Genomic DNA, 16,697 nt, shown 5'->3' on the forward strand with positions numbered 1-16,697 from the left:
TAATCATCTTGGATCTTTTTGTTTTATTTTCAGGGCCTTAATCATGCTTTTTATGAATATAGGGACGAATATCAATGATATTTTCTCCCTTTTCTTTCTTTTCCATATGGACCTTATCCAAAAGGTAGGAATAGAGCTCGTCATTTAAGAGGATGGCCTGGTTAAAGGGGTTAATGACAATGGGATGGTCTAAAAAATCCTTTTGTTCATACTCCAAAATCAACTCCTTGGGATCCACCTCTTCCACATAATAGCCCATTTCATCCGAAAAAGTTGTCAGAACATTTTCTTCCTTGGTAAAGACGGGAATAAAGGTTTCGTCGTCCTTGGTATATAAAAGGCCTACCTGGGACAGGGGACTGAACTTCCGTCCCTTAATCTTAGGCAGTTGCTTGGTAATAAAGAGGGGCCCCTTTAAAATCCAATTGGCAATGGTATTGAAAAAGTGCTTTTTGTCCCCCTTACTGGCTTCTTCCATTAACTCTTCCATGGGACTGGACTCTTCTACTACTTCCTTTAGGGCCTGGGCCACAATTTTTTGCAGGGCCGGCCGGTTGGGAAAGTTGCTCAGGGCATTTTCCAAGACGCTTTTTAAGACAAAGCGACCCATGGCGTGGAATTGGTCTATCATCTTTAATTCTTCAATAATAGCCCGGTACTCCTTGCTACTCTTGGCCTCTTCAAATCGTTCCATCATCCGGTTAAAGAATGTCGTAAGGTAGAGGGGGAGGATATCCTTAAAGTCTGGCTCCTTTTCCACCCTTTTTATAGATACCAAAAAGACATCAATAGCATCCCGGGAGTCTATTTCTCCATAGGCCAATAAAAAGCCTTCAAATCCCCGAAAGACATAGCTAATCATGGTGTAGTTTACCCAGTCTCCCAAGATCTTGGCACAGGATAGGTAGAGGTCCACATCTTGGGGGTCGATTTCTTTTAAAACAAGTTCTTCATAATCTTTTATATGGTCAAAGGAACGATCGAGAACTGGTTTAAGCTTTAAATAAGCATCCATTTTTTCTACTTGCATCGATCTTCTCCTTTCATTTTTCTCTTAAGACCTAAGTATACTTTAACACACTTAGGGGGCAATGAAAAGAAAAAACCTTGGCCTAATCTTGGGATTCTTCTGGCTTAAAGCGGATAAATTCTTCAAAGTCTCGGTAGATTTTTTTGGATTCTTCCAGGTCCTCCACAGCCTTGGTTTTTTGGTCTACCCAATCCATGGCCTCCTTGGACAGGTGCTTGGCTGCAAAGGGATAGACCACCTTGTTTTCCTTTTCAGCATGGTCCCGCAAAAGGTGGACATAGGCCATAAGGTAGGAAAGGATCTCTAGACGGTTCTTGGGGCTGGGGTCTTGGCCATAGTCACCAATGGCCCCATCCAATTCCATGACATACTTCCTGGCCAAATTATGCTCTACAATCATCCCATGTTGGACTAATTTTACAGCCAAGTCTCCCAGGTCTTCCTCCATTCTTTTAAAGAGGTAGTCCTCCTCCTTTTGGTGGTGGTGCTGGTCACAATAGGTCCGGATAAAGGCCACCATCTTTTTCAGCTGGTCCAGGTCCAAGTCTTCCCCTTCCATCATGGATAGGGCCATGTCTTGGGCGTAGTCAGTAAAGGCCAGGATATTTTCGTGCTCTAATTCTAATCGTTGGATTGCATACATTTTTTCACCTCATATTTTCTTCCCCGAACTTGGACCCCACAAGAGGCAGCTTGGGCCAAGCCTTGAAGGTAGGCTTCTCTTAAGGCCCAATACTTGGCTGGATCTTGCCAGTACTGGCCATGAACATCTTCTCTCAGGATCCAAGTCCAGGCATCTTCTTCTTGGCTTACAAGCTCCACCACCCGGTCGCAGGGCATCCCATCCAGGTAGTGGTTAGTCATGTGGGCAAAGACTGCCTGGGGTTTGGCTTCTAAATTCTCATTTCTTCCCTTATCTTCCATAAAGACCAATAGATCTTCAAATTGCCCCTTATCTGCTATTTCTTCTACCAGCTGGGCCAGGGTTTCTTCCACTTCCTGGATCCTCTGGGCCAAAAAGCCATGGATATTGGTCCCATCTACTATCTCTTCCAGGGGCCTCTTATCTATACCCCGGATAGGTCTATTTAAAAATTTCTCACTAATTTCTTGGTTGATTTGGTCTTGCCAACGGATTTTTCCGTCCATTTGATAATGAATTGCTGCTAACATTTTATCGCCTCCTAGGCTAGTGTAGCAAAAAGACCTGAGATTTTTCTGTAACAAATGTTTCATTTCAAAAAAATCCCCTGGAAGACCTTGGTCTGCACTGACCCCCAAAAGTTGGACCAAGAAATCCAACCTTTGGGGGTCTTTTAATGGCAAAATACAGTTACGAATTGAAGAAGAAAATCGTCGAGGAGTACTTGTGTGGTAAAACAAGTTATCAAGCCTTAGTAATGAAATACCAAATCGAGAAGTCCGTTCTCAGGCTATGGATTAGCAATTACAAAAATTATGGCGATGAAGGCTTAATGCGCTCTAGAAATAATCGTGCGTATAGTGTAGAGTTTAAGTTAGAAGCCATTACACGCTATGAAACGAGCGAATGCAGCTACCGACAACTTGCCCTCGAACTCGGTTTGACGAATCCGTCCATGATTGTCAATTGGCGAAGACAGTACCGAGAGAAGGGCATCGAGGGGCTGCTCCCGCATAAGCGAGGGAGACCTGTGACAAAGAAAAATGACCACAACCAACCACCAAAAACTGTAAAGAAAAGCGAATCCATCGACGCCTCCACACGCGAAGCATTGGAAAATCGTATCAAAGAATTAGAGGCAGAAAATCGGAAACTTACCATTCAAAAGATGTTCTGGGAACAGCTCAGGAGTTTGGAGAAAGAAGAAGCAATGAACAAAAGGCGAAGATTGTCTCCAAACTCCGAGAACAATTCCAACTAATAGAGATTCTTGCCGCCATCCATTTCCCAAAGTCCACCTTTATGTATTGGCAGAAAAAATGGTCCGAAGAAGACAAGGATCAATCCTTAAAAGACGAAATCCTTGTCATTCGGAGCCAACACAAAGACTATGGTTATCGCCGCATTCATCTGGAATTAAAGAACCGGGGCCAGGTGGTGAACAAAAAGAAAGTGCAACGATTGGTCCAAGACATGGGTCTTCAAGTCCACTCCTATGGTAAGAAATACAAGAAGTACAATTCCTACAAAGGCGTCGTGGGGAAAATCAAGAAAAACCGAATCAACCGCCGGTTCAATACCAGCATCCCCTTGCAAAAAATTACCACAGACACCACAGAATTTAAATACTATGAAGAAGATAAGACCGGGAAACTTCAAACAAAGAAACTCTATCTCGACCCCTACATGGACATGTACAATCTGGAAATCATCAGTTACGTCCTATCCGATCAGCCCAATGGAGTCACCATGCTGCAAGGTTTAGAAGTAGCCATTGAGCGAACAAAGGCCTGTCCTTATCGACGGACCTTTCACTCCGATCGTGGTTGGGGTTATCAAATGACCGCATACCAAGCCATGTTAGAAAAACATCATATTTTCCAAAGTATGTCAAGAAAAGGCAACTGCTATGACAATGCACCTATGGAAAACTTCTTTAGCCTATTGAAAAGAGAAATCTACTATGGCCACAATTACCGTAGTCGTGAAGAACTGGTGCAGGCAATTGAGCAATATATCCGTTACTACAACGAAGATCGAATCAAAGAAAAGTTAGGAGGTCTAAGTCCAAAGCAATACCGTGAACGCATGCAATCCGCATAGAACGAATGTTATGTAAAAATCATAACCACCGGCTTAGCCGGTGGTTTGTTCTGCCCCTATAAGGGGCTGTTACCGGCAGCATTCCATGCTTTGAATTTTCTTACTCGTGCACCAATTTTCACAGCTAGTGCTAAAGCACTTTATTTCTTGCTTTTGTTCACCGGCTCACCCGTAAACGGGTCTATAAATTCTTTCATACTGATTTGATCTGCCATGTAATCTTCTTTCAGCTGGTTTTTGATATAATCTTGTATTTTTTTTGCATTTTTTCCAGCTGTATCTACATAGTATCCTCGACACCAAAAATGTCTATTTCCGTACTTATACTTTAGGTTTGCATGACGATCAAAAATAATCAAGCTACTTTTTCCTTTTAAATACCCCATGATTTGGGATATGCTATATTTTGGTGGAATCTCCAACAACATATGGATATGATTGGGGCAACACTCTGCTTCAATAATGTTGATCTCTTTTCTTTCGCATAAATCTCGTAATATCTTTCCTATATCTTGCTTTAGGTTTCCATAGATAATTTGTCTCCTATATTTCGGAGCAAATACTATATGATACTTACAATTCCAAGATGTATGTGATAAACTATTTTTATCCATGTGGATGCCTCCCTTTTCTAAATATGCTACTGCCAGTAACTTATTTAGTATATCATGGGAGGCTTTTTTACTTGAAGCTAAAGCTTATTTTCCTACCACCAGCATAGCTGGTGGTTTTTTCATGCTAAAGCGTACAATAAAAAATGCCAAAGGTAACCTTTGGCATTTTTCTCAAGCTTCTAATTCTTCAATTCTTCTTTTTCTTTTTTCTTCTTTTTCCTCTTCCTTGGAAATAATGTCCTTAACCTTCATCAACCTGGTGATGTTGGCCCGTTCATTTTCATCCAACTTGGCCCGAATATACTTTACTGTGTCTTCTAAGTCTGGGATGGTTCTAAATTCCAAGGCGTTAACCCGGCGTCTGGTCTTTTCAATCTCATCTGCCATAAGCTGGGCGGCTTTTTCCTTTTGGGCCAGGTCCAAGAGTCTTTGGAGGACTTGGTTTAATTTCATCACGGCCTCATCTAAGTCGGCTGTTGTTTCCAAGTAGCCATAGGGAAGGCCAGAATCATTGACTGCAATATCCTCTGTTTTAAAGGTCATCTTGGGAACCTGGACACTCATGACATTTTCCTCTTGAATGTCAAGATAGGTCCTCTTGATGGGAATGGAGATGGCGGCTTCCAACATTTCTGGGCTCATTAGGGCCGAGGCCAATAAAAAGTCCTGGAAGGAAAGGGCCAGTTCTTTTTCCACTTCCCCCCTAAGGCGTTTATTTTCTTTGATCAAGTCGATAAATTGCCGCATAAGCTCATCCTGTTTATCTTTTAAAAGCTTGTGCCCCCGGGTGGAGGTAGACAGCCTTTTTTTCAACAAGGAGAGGTTCATCCGGGTAGGATTAACATTTAAAACAGTCATATTATTCCTCTTCTTCTATCTTTTGACTTCCTTGATCTTGCCCTTCTTCATTCTTTCCCAGGTATTTTTCAATGAGCTTATCATCAATTCTCTTGAGTTCACTTCTAGGAATGTAACTTAAGAGCTCCCAACCCAGGTTCAGGGTTTCTTCAATGGACCGGTTGGTGTAAAAACCTTGGGATACATAGCGTTTTTCAAACTCATCCGCAAATTTGGCAAAGGCCTTGTCTGCCTTGGATAGGGCTGTTTCCCCCAAGATGGCGGATAATTCCTTGGCATCCTTACCTGCTGTATAGGCTGCATAGATTTGGTTCATGGTATCGGCATGGTCTTCCCGGGTCTTATCTTGACCAATCCCCTTGTCCTTCAAACGAGATAGGGATGGAATGGCATCAATTGGGGGTTCCAGACCTTGCTTGAACAATTCTGTGGACAGGATGATTTGTCCTTCCGTAATATAACCTGTCAAGTCAGGAATTGGATGGGTGATGTCCCCTTCAGGCATGGTTAGGATGGGGATTTGGGTAATAGATCCTTCCCGTCCCTTAATCCGTCCAGCCCGTTCATAGATACCGGCTAAGTCAGTATAGAGGTAACCTGGATAGCCCCGGCGACCAGGAACTTCCTTCCGGGCTGCAGAAACTTCCCTTAGGGCTTCTGCATAGTTGGTCATATCTGTCATGACAACTAAAACGTGCATGCCCAGCTCAAAGGCCAGGTATTCGGCACAGGTCAGGGCCATTTTTGGTGTGGCCAACCGTTCAATAGCTGGGTCATCGGCCAGGTTCATAAAGAGAACAGACCGGTCAATGGCACCTGTTTCTGTTAAGTCATCGATAAAATATTGGGCTTCTTCAAAGGTAATCCCCATGGCTGTAAAGACAACAGCGAAGTCTCCTCCCCCCAATACCTTGGCTTGCCGAGCAATTTGGGCTGCCAGGTCATTATGGGGTAGGCCTGCTGCTGAGAAGATGGGGAGCTTTTGCCCCCGTACCAGGGTGTTTAATCCGTCAATAACAGAAACTCCTGTTTGGATAAATTCCGAAGGATAGTCCCGACTGACAGGGTTAATAGGCGTCCCGTTGATATCGATTTTTTTATCAGGAACAATCTTTGGACCATCATCAATAGGACGACCCAGGCCGTCAAAGACCCGACCAATCATGTCCTTGCTGACACCAAGTTCCAAGGGACGACCCAAGAAGCGGACAGAGGTGTCCTTTAGGTTGATCCCACTGGATCCTTCAAAGATTTGCACCATGGCCTTGTCTTGGTCGATTTCAATAACCCGGCCCCGACGGTGTTCTCCAGTTTGTAATTGGATGTCTACAAGTTCTTCATAGTTGACACCTTCAACGCCTTCAACCATCATTAGAGGGCCCACGACTTCGTTTACAGACTTATATTCTTTAAGCATTCATGTCACCCCTCTCCCTATATAGAGCCTTGGTTTCTTGGTCGATGCTTTCATTGATGGCATCAATCTCTTCCAGGTCACTTTCACAAACATATTTCATTCTGGAAATTTTTTCCACAACGTCTAATTCTTCAATTTCTTCCAGATATGCTCCATTTTCCAAGGCCTTAAGACCCTTGTCATAGAAGTTCAAGATGGTGTAGAGCATTTGGTATTGCTTGTCTAAAGAACAATAGGTATCTACATCATGGAAGGCATTTTGTTGGAGGTAGTCTTCTCTTAAAGACTTGGTAATGTCCAATTTGAACTGGTCTTTTTCAGACAGGGTATCCCGTCCAACCAGGCGGACGATTTCTAAAAGAGAGGTTTCTTCCTGTAAGAGGGCCATGGCCTTTTTCCGGTAGCTGGAAAAATCCTTATTCACATGTTGGTCCAGATACTTGTCAATTTTCCCTTGGTAGAGGGAGTAGGAGTCAATCCAGTTAATGGCTGGGAAGTGTCGTTGGTAGGACAAGTCATAGTCCAGACGCCAGAATATTTTTACAATCCGCAGGGTGTTTTGGGTAACGGGTTCAGAAATATCCCCTCCTGGTGGAGACACGGCTCCAATAACGGAAAGGGCTCCTTCTCTTTGGTCTTGACCCATACATTCCACCCGGCCAGCTCGTTCATAAAATTCAGCAATCCGAGATGCCAAGTAGGCTGGATAACCTTCATCACCAGGCATTTCTTCCAAACGACCACTCATTTCCCGCAGGGCTTCAGCCCAACGAGAAGTTGAATCCGCCATCATGGCTACAGAATAGCCCATGTCCCGATAGTATTCAGAAATGGTAATTCCTGTATAGATGGAAGCCTCCCGGGCAGCTACTGGCATGTTGGAGGTGTTGGCAATTAAAACCGTCCGTTTCATAATGGATTCGCCAGTTTCTTGGTCAATCAATTCTGGGAATTCCATCAATACGTCGGTCATTTCATTTCCACGTTCTCCACAACCTACATAGACTACAATTTCAGCATCGGCCCATTTTGCCAATTGATGTTGAACCACTGTTTTCCCGGATCCAAAGGGTCCTGGAATAGCTGCAGTTCCCCCTTTTGTAATGGGGAAGAAGGTATCAATAACCCTTTGTCCTGTTACCAAAGGAGTGTTGGGGTCAACCTTCTTTTGGTAGGGACGTCCACGACGGACAGGCCATTTTTGAATCATATTTAATTCTTTTTTGCCTTCGTTTGTTTCTAAAACTGCAATGGTTTGGTCAACAGTAAAGTCCCCTTCCTTAATTTCAAGGATCTTTCCTGCCACCCCATTGGGTACCATAATCTTATGAATAATAACTGGTGTTTCTTGGACCTGGCCTAGGATATCCCCGGCTTCAACTTGGTCTCCCACCTTGGCTGTAGCCTTAAAGGTCCATTTCTTTTCCCGGTTTAAATGATAGGCTGTTACGCCTCTTTCTAAAAAGTCTCCTGCCAGGTCTTGTAAGCTTTGAAGTGGTCTTTGAATTCCATCAAACATTTGCTCTAAAAGTCCAGGCCCTAGTTCAACAGACAGGGGTAGACCTGTAGAAACTACAAGGTCTCCAGGGCCAATCCCAGTTGTTTCTTCATAAACTTGGATTGAAGCCTTGTCTCCCCGCATCTCTATAATTTCACCAATGAGTTTGTTATCTGAAACCTCCACAACGTCATAGACATTGGCATCTTCCATGCCCGATGCCACAACAAGAGGGCCGGATACTTTTATTATCTTTCCTTGTTTCAAAAAAGTCCCCCTTACAATATATTTGCACCAACGGCTTTTTCAACATTCTTGTTCAGTTTGTCCATGCCAATGCCAAGGCTTCCCTTGTTGGATGGAATTAAAATAATCGCCGGTGTCATTACTTCGTCGTATCTTGCAATGGTTTTTGGTATCTTTTGGGCCAAATCTTCCGTGATGAAAATCACCCCATATTGGTCCTTGGCCAAACCATCTATTTGATCTCTCGCCTCTTCAGCTTCGTAGGCTATATAAACATCAATTCCCAGGGCTTTAAAGGCCGTTACCGAATCCTTATCTCCAAGAACTGCAATCTTATACATAACTATCACGTAGCCTTTCTTTAATATCTTCACTTGGAATATCATTGGCCTTGGCAACTAAAATCAAGCGTAAATTTTTGATTTCCATTTCCTTGGCTAGACCATAAGCAAAAATCACTTCTGGCCCATAGGTCATGGTCTTACTTTCCTTGATCAAGTCCATGCAATACCGGTCCAATTCATCTTCCAATTGGCTCAAGGAGTTTTTCTCATCGAAAACATCCAAGCCCCGTCGGACATATTTAGCAATTTTTTTGTTTGTAAACATCTTATTGTCACTGTCCAAGTCTGTATTTAGATAGGCGTAATAGTCTTTTTTGGGAATTTCCCCACCTTCGTAAAGGACCTTTTGTAAAAACTTCAAGTCCATAACCTTGGTCTTGTTTCGAAAGAAGGTCCCTATGTTGGAAAAATCAATATAGGCCTTTAAATAGTCCCGAAACATGTCTACGTCCATTTCATCTACCAGCTCTTGCATCCCATGGATTTGAGCCTGGTCAATGTAAAGATCTATATCTTGAGGATCTGACCACTCTTCATAGATATCCATGGCTTCTCCCACTATCTTCATGGCCCTATCCAGACTCTTAGAAGCAACCTTACCTTCATGGCTGTCTAAAAGCTCTTGGGCCTTTTTAATATCCAAAAGTCCCAGAGGAACATAAGAGGTCTCCAAGTCTTGGTGGATCATGCTTTCCTTGGCCAAGACCTTGAGGTTGTGGTAATAGTACTGGGCTGACAAAAGGTCTACCGGTCTTGGGTCCGGTGAAATTTCATAGAGGTCTTTAAAGGTCTTTATGAGTTCTTGCTTTAAGACATATTCATAGTCCCGGTCATTTTCCAGGGAATGGATGCCTGTTTGGTAGACTGAGTCAGACAAGATATGCAAGGCCTCGTTTAAATCCTTACTTTCAATGAGACGATCGTAGATGGGCTGGTTTAAAAGATCTTTTTCTAGGACCCGAATCCTTGCAGAAGCTTGGATGAATTTACTTCTATCCATTTTTCCTCCTATCTTTCAAACAGTTGATCTGAAATCATCTTTTCTAGTTCGTCCTTTTTAGACTCTATCAAGTTATCGAAGTCGCCATTATAGATAATATTTCCAGAAGATAAGACAAATCCTTGGTCTACAAATTCTTCTAGAAGCCTTACAGGGAGGTTTTCTTTTTGGACCGCTTGGTAGTATTTTTCTGGAACCTTTAAAAAATAGGCTCCCTTGTCTGTCAATTGGTCCAGAGATTTTTTTAGATAGCCAATAAAGGCTTGGCTGTCCATATGCTTTAATTGGTCCTTGACCTGGTCTAGAACAACATCCACCACTTCTTCTTCCTTAGAAAGAATCCGGTCTCTAGACTTGAGCTTGTTTTTAGATTTGACCTTTTCATAGGCTACCTTGGCCTCTTCTTCAGCCTTCTTAAGGATCCTATGATAGTCTTCTTCTCCTTGTTTTTTCTTTTCTGCTAAAAGGGCTTCTTTTTCTCTATTGGCTTGATCTAAGATAACTTTAGCTTCATTTTCTGCATCGGCATGAATTTTTTCTAAAATGTTATCTAAATTCGACATAGTTCCTCCTAGGCTTGCATCATGATGAAGAAGGAGATAGCAAAGGCAAGAATGGCGTATAATTCAACCATAACTGCGTAGATAATCCCTTTTACTTGTTGTTCTTCATTTTTGGCCAGGATATTAATCCCACCAACAGCAACCTTACCTTGGGCAATGGCTGAGAATAAACCACCTAATCCAATGATGGCTCCGGAAATCATATACATAAAGCCTGTATCTACCTTAAGTTCTGGCTTAAGGTTTAAAAAGATAAAGAAACCAATTACAAAGCCATAAAGACCTTGGGTTCCTGGTAACAATTGTAGGACAAGGGACTTACCGAATTTTTCTGGTTCTTCAATGACTATACCAGAAGCTGCTTCCCCAGCCATTCCTACACCCTTGGCTGATCCAATTCCAGCTAGGGCTACTGCGAAAAAGACACCAATTGCCCCCAATACTAAACCACCATTTTCTGCAAATAATTCTGCTAATTCTGTCATTATTCTTTCCTCCTTAAATTATTTAACATTGAAATATTCAGAATCTTCAACAAACTTCCGGAAGGGACGACCTCCCCCTTCATAAAACTTATTAAACATTTCTACGTAAGTCAGCCGGGCCGTATGGACATAGGCTGATAGATAGGATAAAAATGCATTAAAAAGTTGGAAAACTAAGAAAATAACAAGGCCAAAGAGAATTCCTAAAATTCCCTTGCCAAATAAAATACCTGAAATCATGTTGACGGCAACGGCAATAAAAGAGCCGGATAAAACCAAGGCCATGAGCCGGAAATAGGAAGCAAAGTCCCCAATATAGTTGGCTAGACCGTAGAGAGAATAAACCCCCCAGCCAATCTTTCCACCAATACTTTTTTCCGCCCGACCTCCCGTCAAGAGGATTCCCACCATACCTATAATCATGGTCACAAATAAAATTTTTGCCACCATTGGTTGGATGGTTAGGACCTTGGAAATCCCTGTTCCAATAGCCCCTACCAGGGTCATATACCAAAAACCTACGTCATACAAGGCATCCAGGGGTTTGTGGTCCCGGATATCCATATAGGCTTGGAGACCCAAACCAAAGAAGAGGTGGATTCCACCTAGAACCATGGACAAAAGAACCATTTCCATAACCTGGTTGGCCGGGTCAATTAAGGACGGCATGGGAACAATTCCTCCAAAGAAGGAACCAAAAATCAATCCCCAAATCATGGTTGAAATGGATAGGTAGTTAAAAAATTGAATAAATTGCCGTTTCCCCTTGTCCAGGTTGAAACACTTTAGGGCAATGAGGGTCCCAATAAAGACCAAGAGTCCATAGCCCAAGTCTCCAACCATAATCCCTGCAAAGAGAAAATAAAAAGGTGCAAAAAAGGGTGTTGGGTCAATTTCATTGTACTTAGGATAGGCATACATACTGGTTAAAAGCTCAAAGGGCTTTACCAGCCGGTTGTTCTTTAAGAGGATGGGAACTTCTTGGGAATTCCGGTCTGCATCCTCTGTCAAGAGATAATAATCTTGTCCCAAAACCTTTTGGATCCGGTCTTCAAATTCCTTCAAGGAAGGCTTGGGAATATAGCCTTCAATTAAATCCATGTTTTTGGTTGTTAAAAATTTTTCTGAAGAAGCAAGTTTAAGGCGCTCATTTTTTAAATAGTCATGGTAGACTTGAAAGTCTTCCAAATAACAAGTTGCCTTGTGGGCATCGTCTTCAGCCCGATGGATTTCTTGCTCTTTTTCTTCAATTAAAGCTTGGTTTCTTTGAATAACATCCCGGACCAGAGACTTGGTCTTTAGGTCCACAGAAGAAAAGCCCAGCCTCTTAAAGAGGTCCGCCAGGTCTTTTTCTTGGCTTTTTTCCACCATCACCAAGTAATAACTATAGTCCTTATCTTGGCTGATCCTTTCCAGGTAGGCATAGTCCAGATCCAAAATCTCCCTTTCAAATTCTTGAGAGTAGCGACTGGAAACCTGGCCTGTCATGGCGGTGACCCTGGTAAACTTATCTAGGTCGCCGGGTGCGATAGAAAGTTTTTCCCAAGGTTTTAATTCTTCAATCCGAGAGGAAATTTTTTCAATATCCGTATGTCCATCTTCGATCCGATGGTAGATGTCCAAGACCTCTTCATAGGGGCCTCGATGGGAAAAAGATTGGGCCCTTTGCCGGATTTCTTCCAGACTAAGAGTCTTATTTCCATCAATAAGCTCTTTCAGTTTGGTCTTTTCATCCTGGTAATCTTCCAAAAAATCAACAACAAACTTGACTTGGTGGATAGCGGAATCAAGGCTAACAATATCTTCCCTATTGTAGCTAAGGTCTTCTTCCTCGGACTTACTTTCAACTAGGTATACATCTTCAAAATTTTGTAATTCATTTAAAAGTGGTCGCCTCTTCTCCTTAAAAGAGAAAAGTCGAAACTTTTTCATGTCGACAATAGCCACTAAACCACAACCTTTTCTACAATCGATTTCACAAGCTCTGGATAGTCTTGCTTTTTCATCTCTTCAAGTCTTTCGACCTGGCTATCTGTCTTGACCAGAAGGTCTTGAGAATCTTCTTGGGCTTGTTTTTCCATGTCCTGGATTTTCTTTTTCTCCAAATCCCTAGCCTGGTCTATAAGCTCTTTATATAAAGATTCTGCTTCCTCTTTTGCCTGCTCCAAGATTTCTTTACTCTTGGTCTTGCTTGCAAGTATTAATTCTTCAGCCTCTTTTTCAGCCAATTGGATTTTTTCAACAGCAGTATCACTCATATTCTCACCCCCATTTTGACTCTTGGCCTTTTAATCTTCGTTTTCATTTATACCCAATTTCAAGTAGTCTAGTTAATCTTTACACAAATAAAGGAGTTTAGCAGGTAAATGGCCGCAAAGAACCCCCAAAAAGGGCCCAATGGTCATCTTCTCCCCTCCCGCTTATGTATCCACAGGAAGGGTCTGCGTAAACTCCTTGATTTATCTCATGTTTTTTAAAAAAACTACTCTTATGGACTTGAGGACAAGGGTCTGTTAGATACTTGTCATGGTTGAACTTGGGCAAAACTAGCCCCTGAGAGCCTTGTTTTTTAAGTCCAAATCCTTCGAAGATTCTTCCAACCATGATTTTCACTCCAATCCTTGTCTATAGTTTTATTTTACATAAGTTCATGGTAATTTTCAACATCTTTTCTGCTTTTCAATTTTTATTCCGGAGCTTTTAAAATAAAAAAACTGCAGGCTGACCTTGGTCAACCTGCAGGAAAATTCTTTTATTTATTTGCGGTAGTCGTAGAAGCCTTGTCCAGTCTTGCGACCCAAGCGTCCAGCCCGAACCATCTTCTTTAGAAGTGGGTGAGCCCGGTACTTGTTGTCACCAAATTCTGTATATAGAACATCCATAATGGCTAGACAAACGTCTAAGCCAATGAGGTCCCCAAGTTCCAAGGGTCCCATGGGATGGTTGGCACCAAGCTTCATGGCTGTATCGATATCTTCTGCACTGGCAATACCATCTGCATAGATTCCAATTCCTTCGTTAATCATTGGAATTAAGATCCGGTTTACAACAAAGCCAGGAGCTTCTTCTACTTGAACAGGAGTCTTGCCGATTTCTTTGGCAATATCAATGATTTTTTGGTTGGTTTCGTCAGAAGTAAGCATTCCGCGAATAACTTCAACCAATTTCATCATTGGTACTGGGTTAAAGAAGTGCATTCCAATGACCTTGTCAGGTCTTTGGGTTGCTGCTCCGATATCTGTAATGGATAAGGAAGAGGTATTGGATGCTAGGATTGTTTTTTCATCGCAAACTTGGCAGAGTTCTGTAAAAATTTGTTTTTTAATTTTTGCATTTTCTGTTGCAGCTTCAATGACTAAATCGCAATCTTTAACATCTTCAAGCTTGTCTGTTGTTTTAATGTTTGCTAGAACAGCTTGTTTTTCTTCTTCTGTCATGCGTTCTTTTTTCACACTACGGCTTAAGTTTTTATCAATGGTTTGTATTGCTTTTTCCAATTGTTCTGGAGCAATATCCCGAATAATTACTTCGTGCTTGCTGGCTAATGTTTGAGCAATGCCAGATCCCATAGTTCCTGAACCAATAACACCAATTTTCATATGCTATTTCCTCCTAACACATCTTAGAGAATTTGTCGAAAGTGGTTAACATCCCTTAAAATCGGGTTTTCTCTTTTCCAAAAAGGCCTTCATGCCCTCTTTTTGATCTTCTGTTGCAAAGCAAAGGGCAAAGTTGGCTCTTTCAATATCCATTCCTGTATCAATATCTGTTTGCAGACCATTGTTAATGGCTTGTTTTGCATAACGAACAGCAAGTTGAGACTTGGATGCAATTTCTTTGGCCATGTTCATGGCTTCATCCATTAATTCTTCAGGTTCAACTACCTTGTTGACTAGGCCAATTTCTAAGGCTTCATCGGCCTTAATATTGTTGGCTCTAAAAATCAACTCTTTGGCCTTGCCCGGTCCAATGGTCCGAGCAAGTCTTTGGGTTCCGCCAAATCCAGGAGTGATGCCTAGACCAACTTCCGGTTGTCCCATAAGGGCTTTTTTGGAGGCAATTCGGATATCACAAGCCAAGGATAACTCGCAACCTCCACCGAGAGCGAAGCCGTTAATAGCAGCAATAACTGGTTTGGATAGCTTTTCAATTAACAAGAAGGTATCCATACCTTTTTTAGCAAAGGAATTACCTTCTGTTGCATTGAGGCTAGACATTTCTGCAATATCTGCTCCAGCAACAAAGCTCTTTCCTTCTCCAGTAATAATCACTACCTTTACTTCTTGGTCGCTATCTAACTTCCTAAAACAATCGTTGAGTTCTGTAATAACCTCGCTGTCTAGGGCATTTAAACTTTCGGGTTTGCTAATTTTTACTAGAGCAATTGCATCATTTACTTCCGTGATTAAATGCTTATAGGCCATATCCTCACTCCTTTCCAGGTTTGTTTGAAACCCTATTAGTCACGTTCTACAGTAAGAGCTGTACCCATACCGCCACCGATACATAATGTTGCAAGACCTTTTTTAGCATCTCTTTGTTTCATTGCATATAATAAAGTAGTTAAGATACGAGCTCCACTTGCTCCAATTGGGTGACCAATTGCAATAGCTCCACCATTTACATTTACTTTATCCATGTCTAATTGTAATTCTTGAGCAACAGCGTTAGCTTGTGCAGCGAATGCTTCGTTTGCTTCAATTAGGTCTACATCTTTAATTTCCCAACCGGATTTTTCAAGAGCTTTTCTGGAAGATGGGATTGGTCCAGTACCCATGATTGTTGGATCTACACCAGCAGAAGCGTAGTTTACAATTGTAGCTAATGGTTTTACTCCAAGTTCTTTTGCTTTTTCTTCGCTCATGATAACTAACATAGCAGCACCATCGTTGATTCCAGAAGCGTTAGCAGCAGTTACTGTACCACTACCATCTCTTAAGAAAGCTGGTTTTAAACCGGAAATACCTTCTAGAGTAACTCCATCACGGATGTGTTCATCTTTGTCGATTACTTTTGTTTCTTTACGTCCCTTAACTTCTACAGGTACGATTTCTTCATCAAATAAACCTTCAGCACGAGCTTTTTCTGCACGATTTTGACTTACTACAGCCAATTGATCTTGCATTTCACGAGTAATGTTGTATTTCTTTGCAACATTTTCTGCAGTGATACCCATGTGATAGTCGTTGAAAGCATCCCAAAGACCGTCTTTAATCATTTCATCAACGATTTTTTTGTCGTTCATACGAGCTCCCCAACGAGCATCTGGAATAACATAGGGTGAACATGACATAGATTCAGTACCACCAGCTAATACAACGTCAACATCTCCAGCTTTAATCATTTGAGCTGCTAGGGATACTGCACGTAAACCAGAACCACAAACTTTATTTAAAGTCATAGCTGGTGTTGTAATAGGACATCCTGCGCCTAGAACAACTTGACGAGCAACGTTTTGACCAAGACCTGCTTGTAAAACATTACCGATAACGGCTTCTTCTACTTGATCTGGTTCAATTCCTGCGCGTTTGATGGCTTCTTTAGCTGCAATAACTCCTAATTCAACAGCTGGAACAGTTTTGAATGCTCCTCCGAAAGAACCTACTGGTGTTCTAGCTGCACTTGCGATGACTACTTTTTTCATAGTAACATACTCCTTTTTACACTAACTATTTTAAGCTACAATCGTACAAATGATGCATTGCTTGATCCCGCTAAACCGCTTGCAATGTTCATTACCATTATACTGTAATTCTCCTTAAAATGTCAATATGTCCAAAATTTGACGAAAGGCTCTTTCTCTGTAAAATACAAGCTTTTACACTTTTTTATGGCCTTACTTAGAAAAATAAAACTTATTTTTATTTTTTCTTTTGGGCTTTTTAAGAAAAATTTA

General features: G+C 41.8%; 18 protein-coding genes. 2 read left to right on the forward strand and 16 right to left on the reverse strand.

What is annotated here, in order from left to right; translation table 11 throughout:
- Window positions 1-37 precede the first annotated feature (37 nt).
- The 3 genes from CS898_RS02230 to CS898_RS02240 form a co-directional block, all read right to left on the reverse strand.
- Complete coding sequence (locus CS898_RS02230) at window positions 38-1,030, reverse strand: hypothetical protein (protein WP_099207954.1); 993 nt, start codon at window positions 1,028-1,030, stop codon at window positions 38-40.
- An 82-nt stretch (window positions 1,031-1,112) separates the two neighbouring features.
- Complete coding sequence (locus CS898_RS02235) at window positions 1,113-1,673, reverse strand: hemerythrin domain-containing protein (RefSeq protein ID WP_099207955.1); 561 nt, start codon at window positions 1,671-1,673, stop codon at window positions 1,113-1,115.
- On the reverse strand, window positions 1,652-2,203 hold the full coding sequence (locus CS898_RS02240) for a hypothetical protein (protein WP_099207956.1): 552 nt from the start codon (window positions 2,201-2,203) through the stop codon (window positions 1,652-1,654). Before CS898_RS02240 ends, CS898_RS02235 begins: the two co-directional genes overlap by 22 nt.
- 146 nt (window positions 2,204-2,349) lie before the next feature.
- On the opposite strand from CS898_RS02240, the gene CS898_RS09975 reads away from it, so the two are divergent.
- Both CS898_RS09975 and CS898_RS02245 read left to right on the forward strand, forming a co-directional pair.
- Window positions 2,350-2,934: a helix-turn-helix domain-containing protein gene (locus CS898_RS09975; protein ID WP_009430289.1), complete on the forward strand. Its 585-nt coding sequence runs from the start codon at window positions 2,350-2,352 to the stop codon at window positions 2,932-2,934.
- Entirely contained in the window at window positions 2,847-3,776 is a 930-nt protein-coding gene (locus CS898_RS02245; protein WP_234976017.1) for an IS3 family transposase, read from the forward strand. The genes CS898_RS09975 and CS898_RS02245 overlap by 88 nt, the downstream gene beginning before the upstream one ends.
- Before the next feature lie 140 nt (window positions 3,777-3,916).
- Here the strand turns inward: CS898_RS02245 and tnpA are convergent, their stop codons facing one another.
- The 13 genes from tnpA to CS898_RS02315 form a co-directional block, all read right to left on the reverse strand.
- The gene (gene tnpA, locus CS898_RS02250) at window positions 3,917-4,390 is read right to left on the reverse strand and encodes an IS200/IS605 family transposase (RefSeq protein ID WP_099207909.1); all 474 of its coding nucleotides are present in this window, start codon (window positions 4,388-4,390) and stop codon (window positions 3,917-3,919) included.
- A 171-nt stretch (window positions 4,391-4,561) separates the two neighbouring features.
- On the reverse strand, window positions 4,562-5,248 hold the full coding sequence (locus CS898_RS02255) for a V-type ATP synthase subunit D (RefSeq protein WP_009431136.1): 687 nt from the start codon (window positions 5,246-5,248) through the stop codon (window positions 4,562-4,564).
- Window position 5,249: 1 nt separating this feature from the next.
- Window positions 5,250-6,665, reverse strand: a complete 1,416-nt coding sequence (locus tag CS898_RS02260) for a V-type ATP synthase subunit B (protein WP_099207957.1) — start codon at window positions 6,663-6,665, stop codon at window positions 5,250-5,252.
- Window positions 6,658-8,430 carry a V-type ATP synthase subunit A gene (locus CS898_RS02265; RefSeq protein ID WP_099207958.1) on the reverse strand — a complete coding sequence of 591 codons (1,773 nt, stop codon included), beginning with the start codon at window positions 8,428-8,430 and terminating at the stop codon, window positions 6,658-6,660. Before CS898_RS02265 ends, CS898_RS02260 begins: the two co-directional genes overlap by 8 nt.
- An 11-nt stretch (window positions 8,431-8,441) precedes the next feature.
- On the reverse strand, window positions 8,442-8,750 hold the full coding sequence (locus tag CS898_RS02270; RefSeq protein WP_009431950.1) for a V-type ATP synthase subunit F: 309 nt from the start codon (window positions 8,748-8,750) through the stop codon (window positions 8,442-8,444).
- The gene (locus CS898_RS02275) at window positions 8,743-9,753 is read right to left on the reverse strand and encodes a V-type ATP synthase subunit C (RefSeq protein ID WP_099207959.1); all 1,011 of its coding nucleotides are present in this window, start codon (window positions 9,751-9,753) and stop codon (window positions 8,743-8,745) included. The genes CS898_RS02270 and CS898_RS02275 overlap by 8 nt, the downstream gene beginning before the upstream one ends.
- An 8-nt stretch (window positions 9,754-9,761) precedes the next feature.
- Window positions 9,762-10,316, reverse strand: a complete 555-nt coding sequence (locus CS898_RS02280; RefSeq protein ID WP_099207960.1) for a V-type ATP synthase subunit E — start codon at window positions 10,314-10,316, stop codon at window positions 9,762-9,764.
- A gap of 8 nt (window positions 10,317-10,324) precedes the next feature.
- On the reverse strand, window positions 10,325-10,801 hold the full coding sequence (locus CS898_RS02285; RefSeq protein ID WP_009431108.1) for a V-type ATP synthase subunit K: 477 nt from the start codon (window positions 10,799-10,801) through the stop codon (window positions 10,325-10,327).
- 18 nt (window positions 10,802-10,819) lie between these two features.
- Window positions 10,820-12,733, reverse strand: a complete 1,914-nt coding sequence (locus CS898_RS02290; RefSeq protein WP_234976005.1) for a V-type ATP synthase subunit I — start codon at window positions 12,731-12,733, stop codon at window positions 10,820-10,822.
- A 14-nt stretch (window positions 12,734-12,747) separates the two neighbouring features.
- Complete coding sequence (locus tag CS898_RS02295) at window positions 12,748-13,059, reverse strand: hypothetical protein (RefSeq protein ID WP_099207962.1); 312 nt, start codon at window positions 13,057-13,059, stop codon at window positions 12,748-12,750.
- 498 nt (window positions 13,060-13,557) lie between these two features.
- The gene (locus tag CS898_RS02305) at window positions 13,558-14,400 is read right to left on the reverse strand and encodes a 3-hydroxybutyryl-CoA dehydrogenase (protein ID WP_099207964.1); all 843 of its coding nucleotides are present in this window, start codon (window positions 14,398-14,400) and stop codon (window positions 13,558-13,560) included.
- Window positions 14,401-14,445: 45 nt separating this feature from the next.
- A complete protein-coding gene (locus CS898_RS02310) occupies window positions 14,446-15,225 on the reverse strand; it encodes an enoyl-CoA hydratase-related protein (protein ID WP_099207965.1) in 780 nt (259 codons plus the stop codon).
- Window positions 15,226-15,260: 35 nt separating this feature from the next.
- Entirely contained in the window at window positions 15,261-16,445 is a 1,185-nt protein-coding gene (locus CS898_RS02315) for an acetyl-CoA C-acetyltransferase (protein ID WP_099207966.1), read from the reverse strand.
- Window positions 16,446-16,697 lie beyond the last annotated feature (252 nt).

The organism is Urinicoccus timonensis (assembly GCF_900232945.1).
Classification (GTDB): Bacteria; Bacillota; Clostridia; order Tissierellales; family Peptoniphilaceae; genus Urinicoccus; species Urinicoccus timonensis.

Excerpts from the sequence above, each read along its gene's own strand:
- CS898_RS02230 (WP_099207954.1), bottom strand. The coding sequence starts at position 1,030 with ATGCAAGTAGAAAAAATGGATGCTTATTTAAAGCTTAAACCAGTTCTC.
- CS898_RS02235 (WP_099207955.1), bottom strand. The coding sequence starts at position 1,673 with ATGTATGCAATCCAACGATTAGAATTAGAGCACGAAAATATCCTGGCC.
- CS898_RS02240 (WP_099207956.1), bottom strand. The coding sequence starts at position 2,203 with ATGTTAGCAGCAATTCATTATCAAATGGACGGAAAAATCCGTTGGCAA.
- CS898_RS09975 (WP_009430289.1), top strand. The coding sequence starts at position 2,350 with ATGGCAAAATACAGTTACGAATTGAAGAAGAAAATCGTCGAGGAGTAC.
- tnpA (WP_099207909.1), bottom strand. The coding sequence starts at position 4,390 with ATGGATAAAAATAGTTTATCACATACATCTTGGAATTGTAAGTATCAT.
- CS898_RS02255 (WP_009431136.1), bottom strand. The coding sequence starts at position 5,248 with ATGACTGTTTTAAATGTTAATCCTACCCGGATGAACCTCTCCTTGTTG.
- CS898_RS02260 (WP_099207957.1), bottom strand. The coding sequence starts at position 6,665 with ATGCTTAAAGAATATAAGTCTGTAAACGAAGTCGTGGGCCCTCTAATG.
- CS898_RS02270 (WP_009431950.1), bottom strand. The coding sequence starts at position 8,750 with ATGTATAAGATTGCAGTTCTTGGAGATAAGGATTCGGTAACGGCCTTT.
- CS898_RS02275 (WP_099207959.1), bottom strand. The coding sequence starts at position 9,753 with ATGGATAGAAGTAAATTCATCCAAGCTTCTGCAAGGATTCGGGTCCTA.
- CS898_RS02280 (WP_099207960.1), bottom strand. The coding sequence starts at position 10,316 with ATGTCGAATTTAGATAACATTTTAGAAAAAATTCATGCCGATGCAGAA.
- CS898_RS02285 (WP_009431108.1), bottom strand. The coding sequence starts at position 10,801 with ATGACAGAATTAGCAGAATTATTTGCAGAAAATGGTGGTTTAGTATTG.
- CS898_RS02290 (WP_234976005.1), bottom strand. The coding sequence starts at position 12,733 with ATGAAAAAGTTTCGACTTTTCTCTTTTAAGGAGAAGAGGCGACCACTT.
- CS898_RS02295 (WP_099207962.1), bottom strand. The coding sequence starts at position 13,059 with ATGAGTGATACTGCTGTTGAAAAAATCCAATTGGCTGAAAAAGAGGCT.
- CS898_RS02305 (WP_099207964.1), bottom strand. The coding sequence starts at position 14,400 with ATGAAAATTGGTGTTATTGGTTCAGGAACTATGGGATCTGGCATTGCT.
- CS898_RS02310 (WP_099207965.1), bottom strand. The coding sequence starts at position 15,225 with ATGGCCTATAAGCATTTAATCACGGAAGTAAATGATGCAATTGCTCTA.
- CS898_RS02315 (WP_099207966.1), bottom strand. The coding sequence starts at position 16,445 with ATGAAAAAAGTAGTCATCGCAAGTGCAGCTAGAACACCAGTAGGTTCT.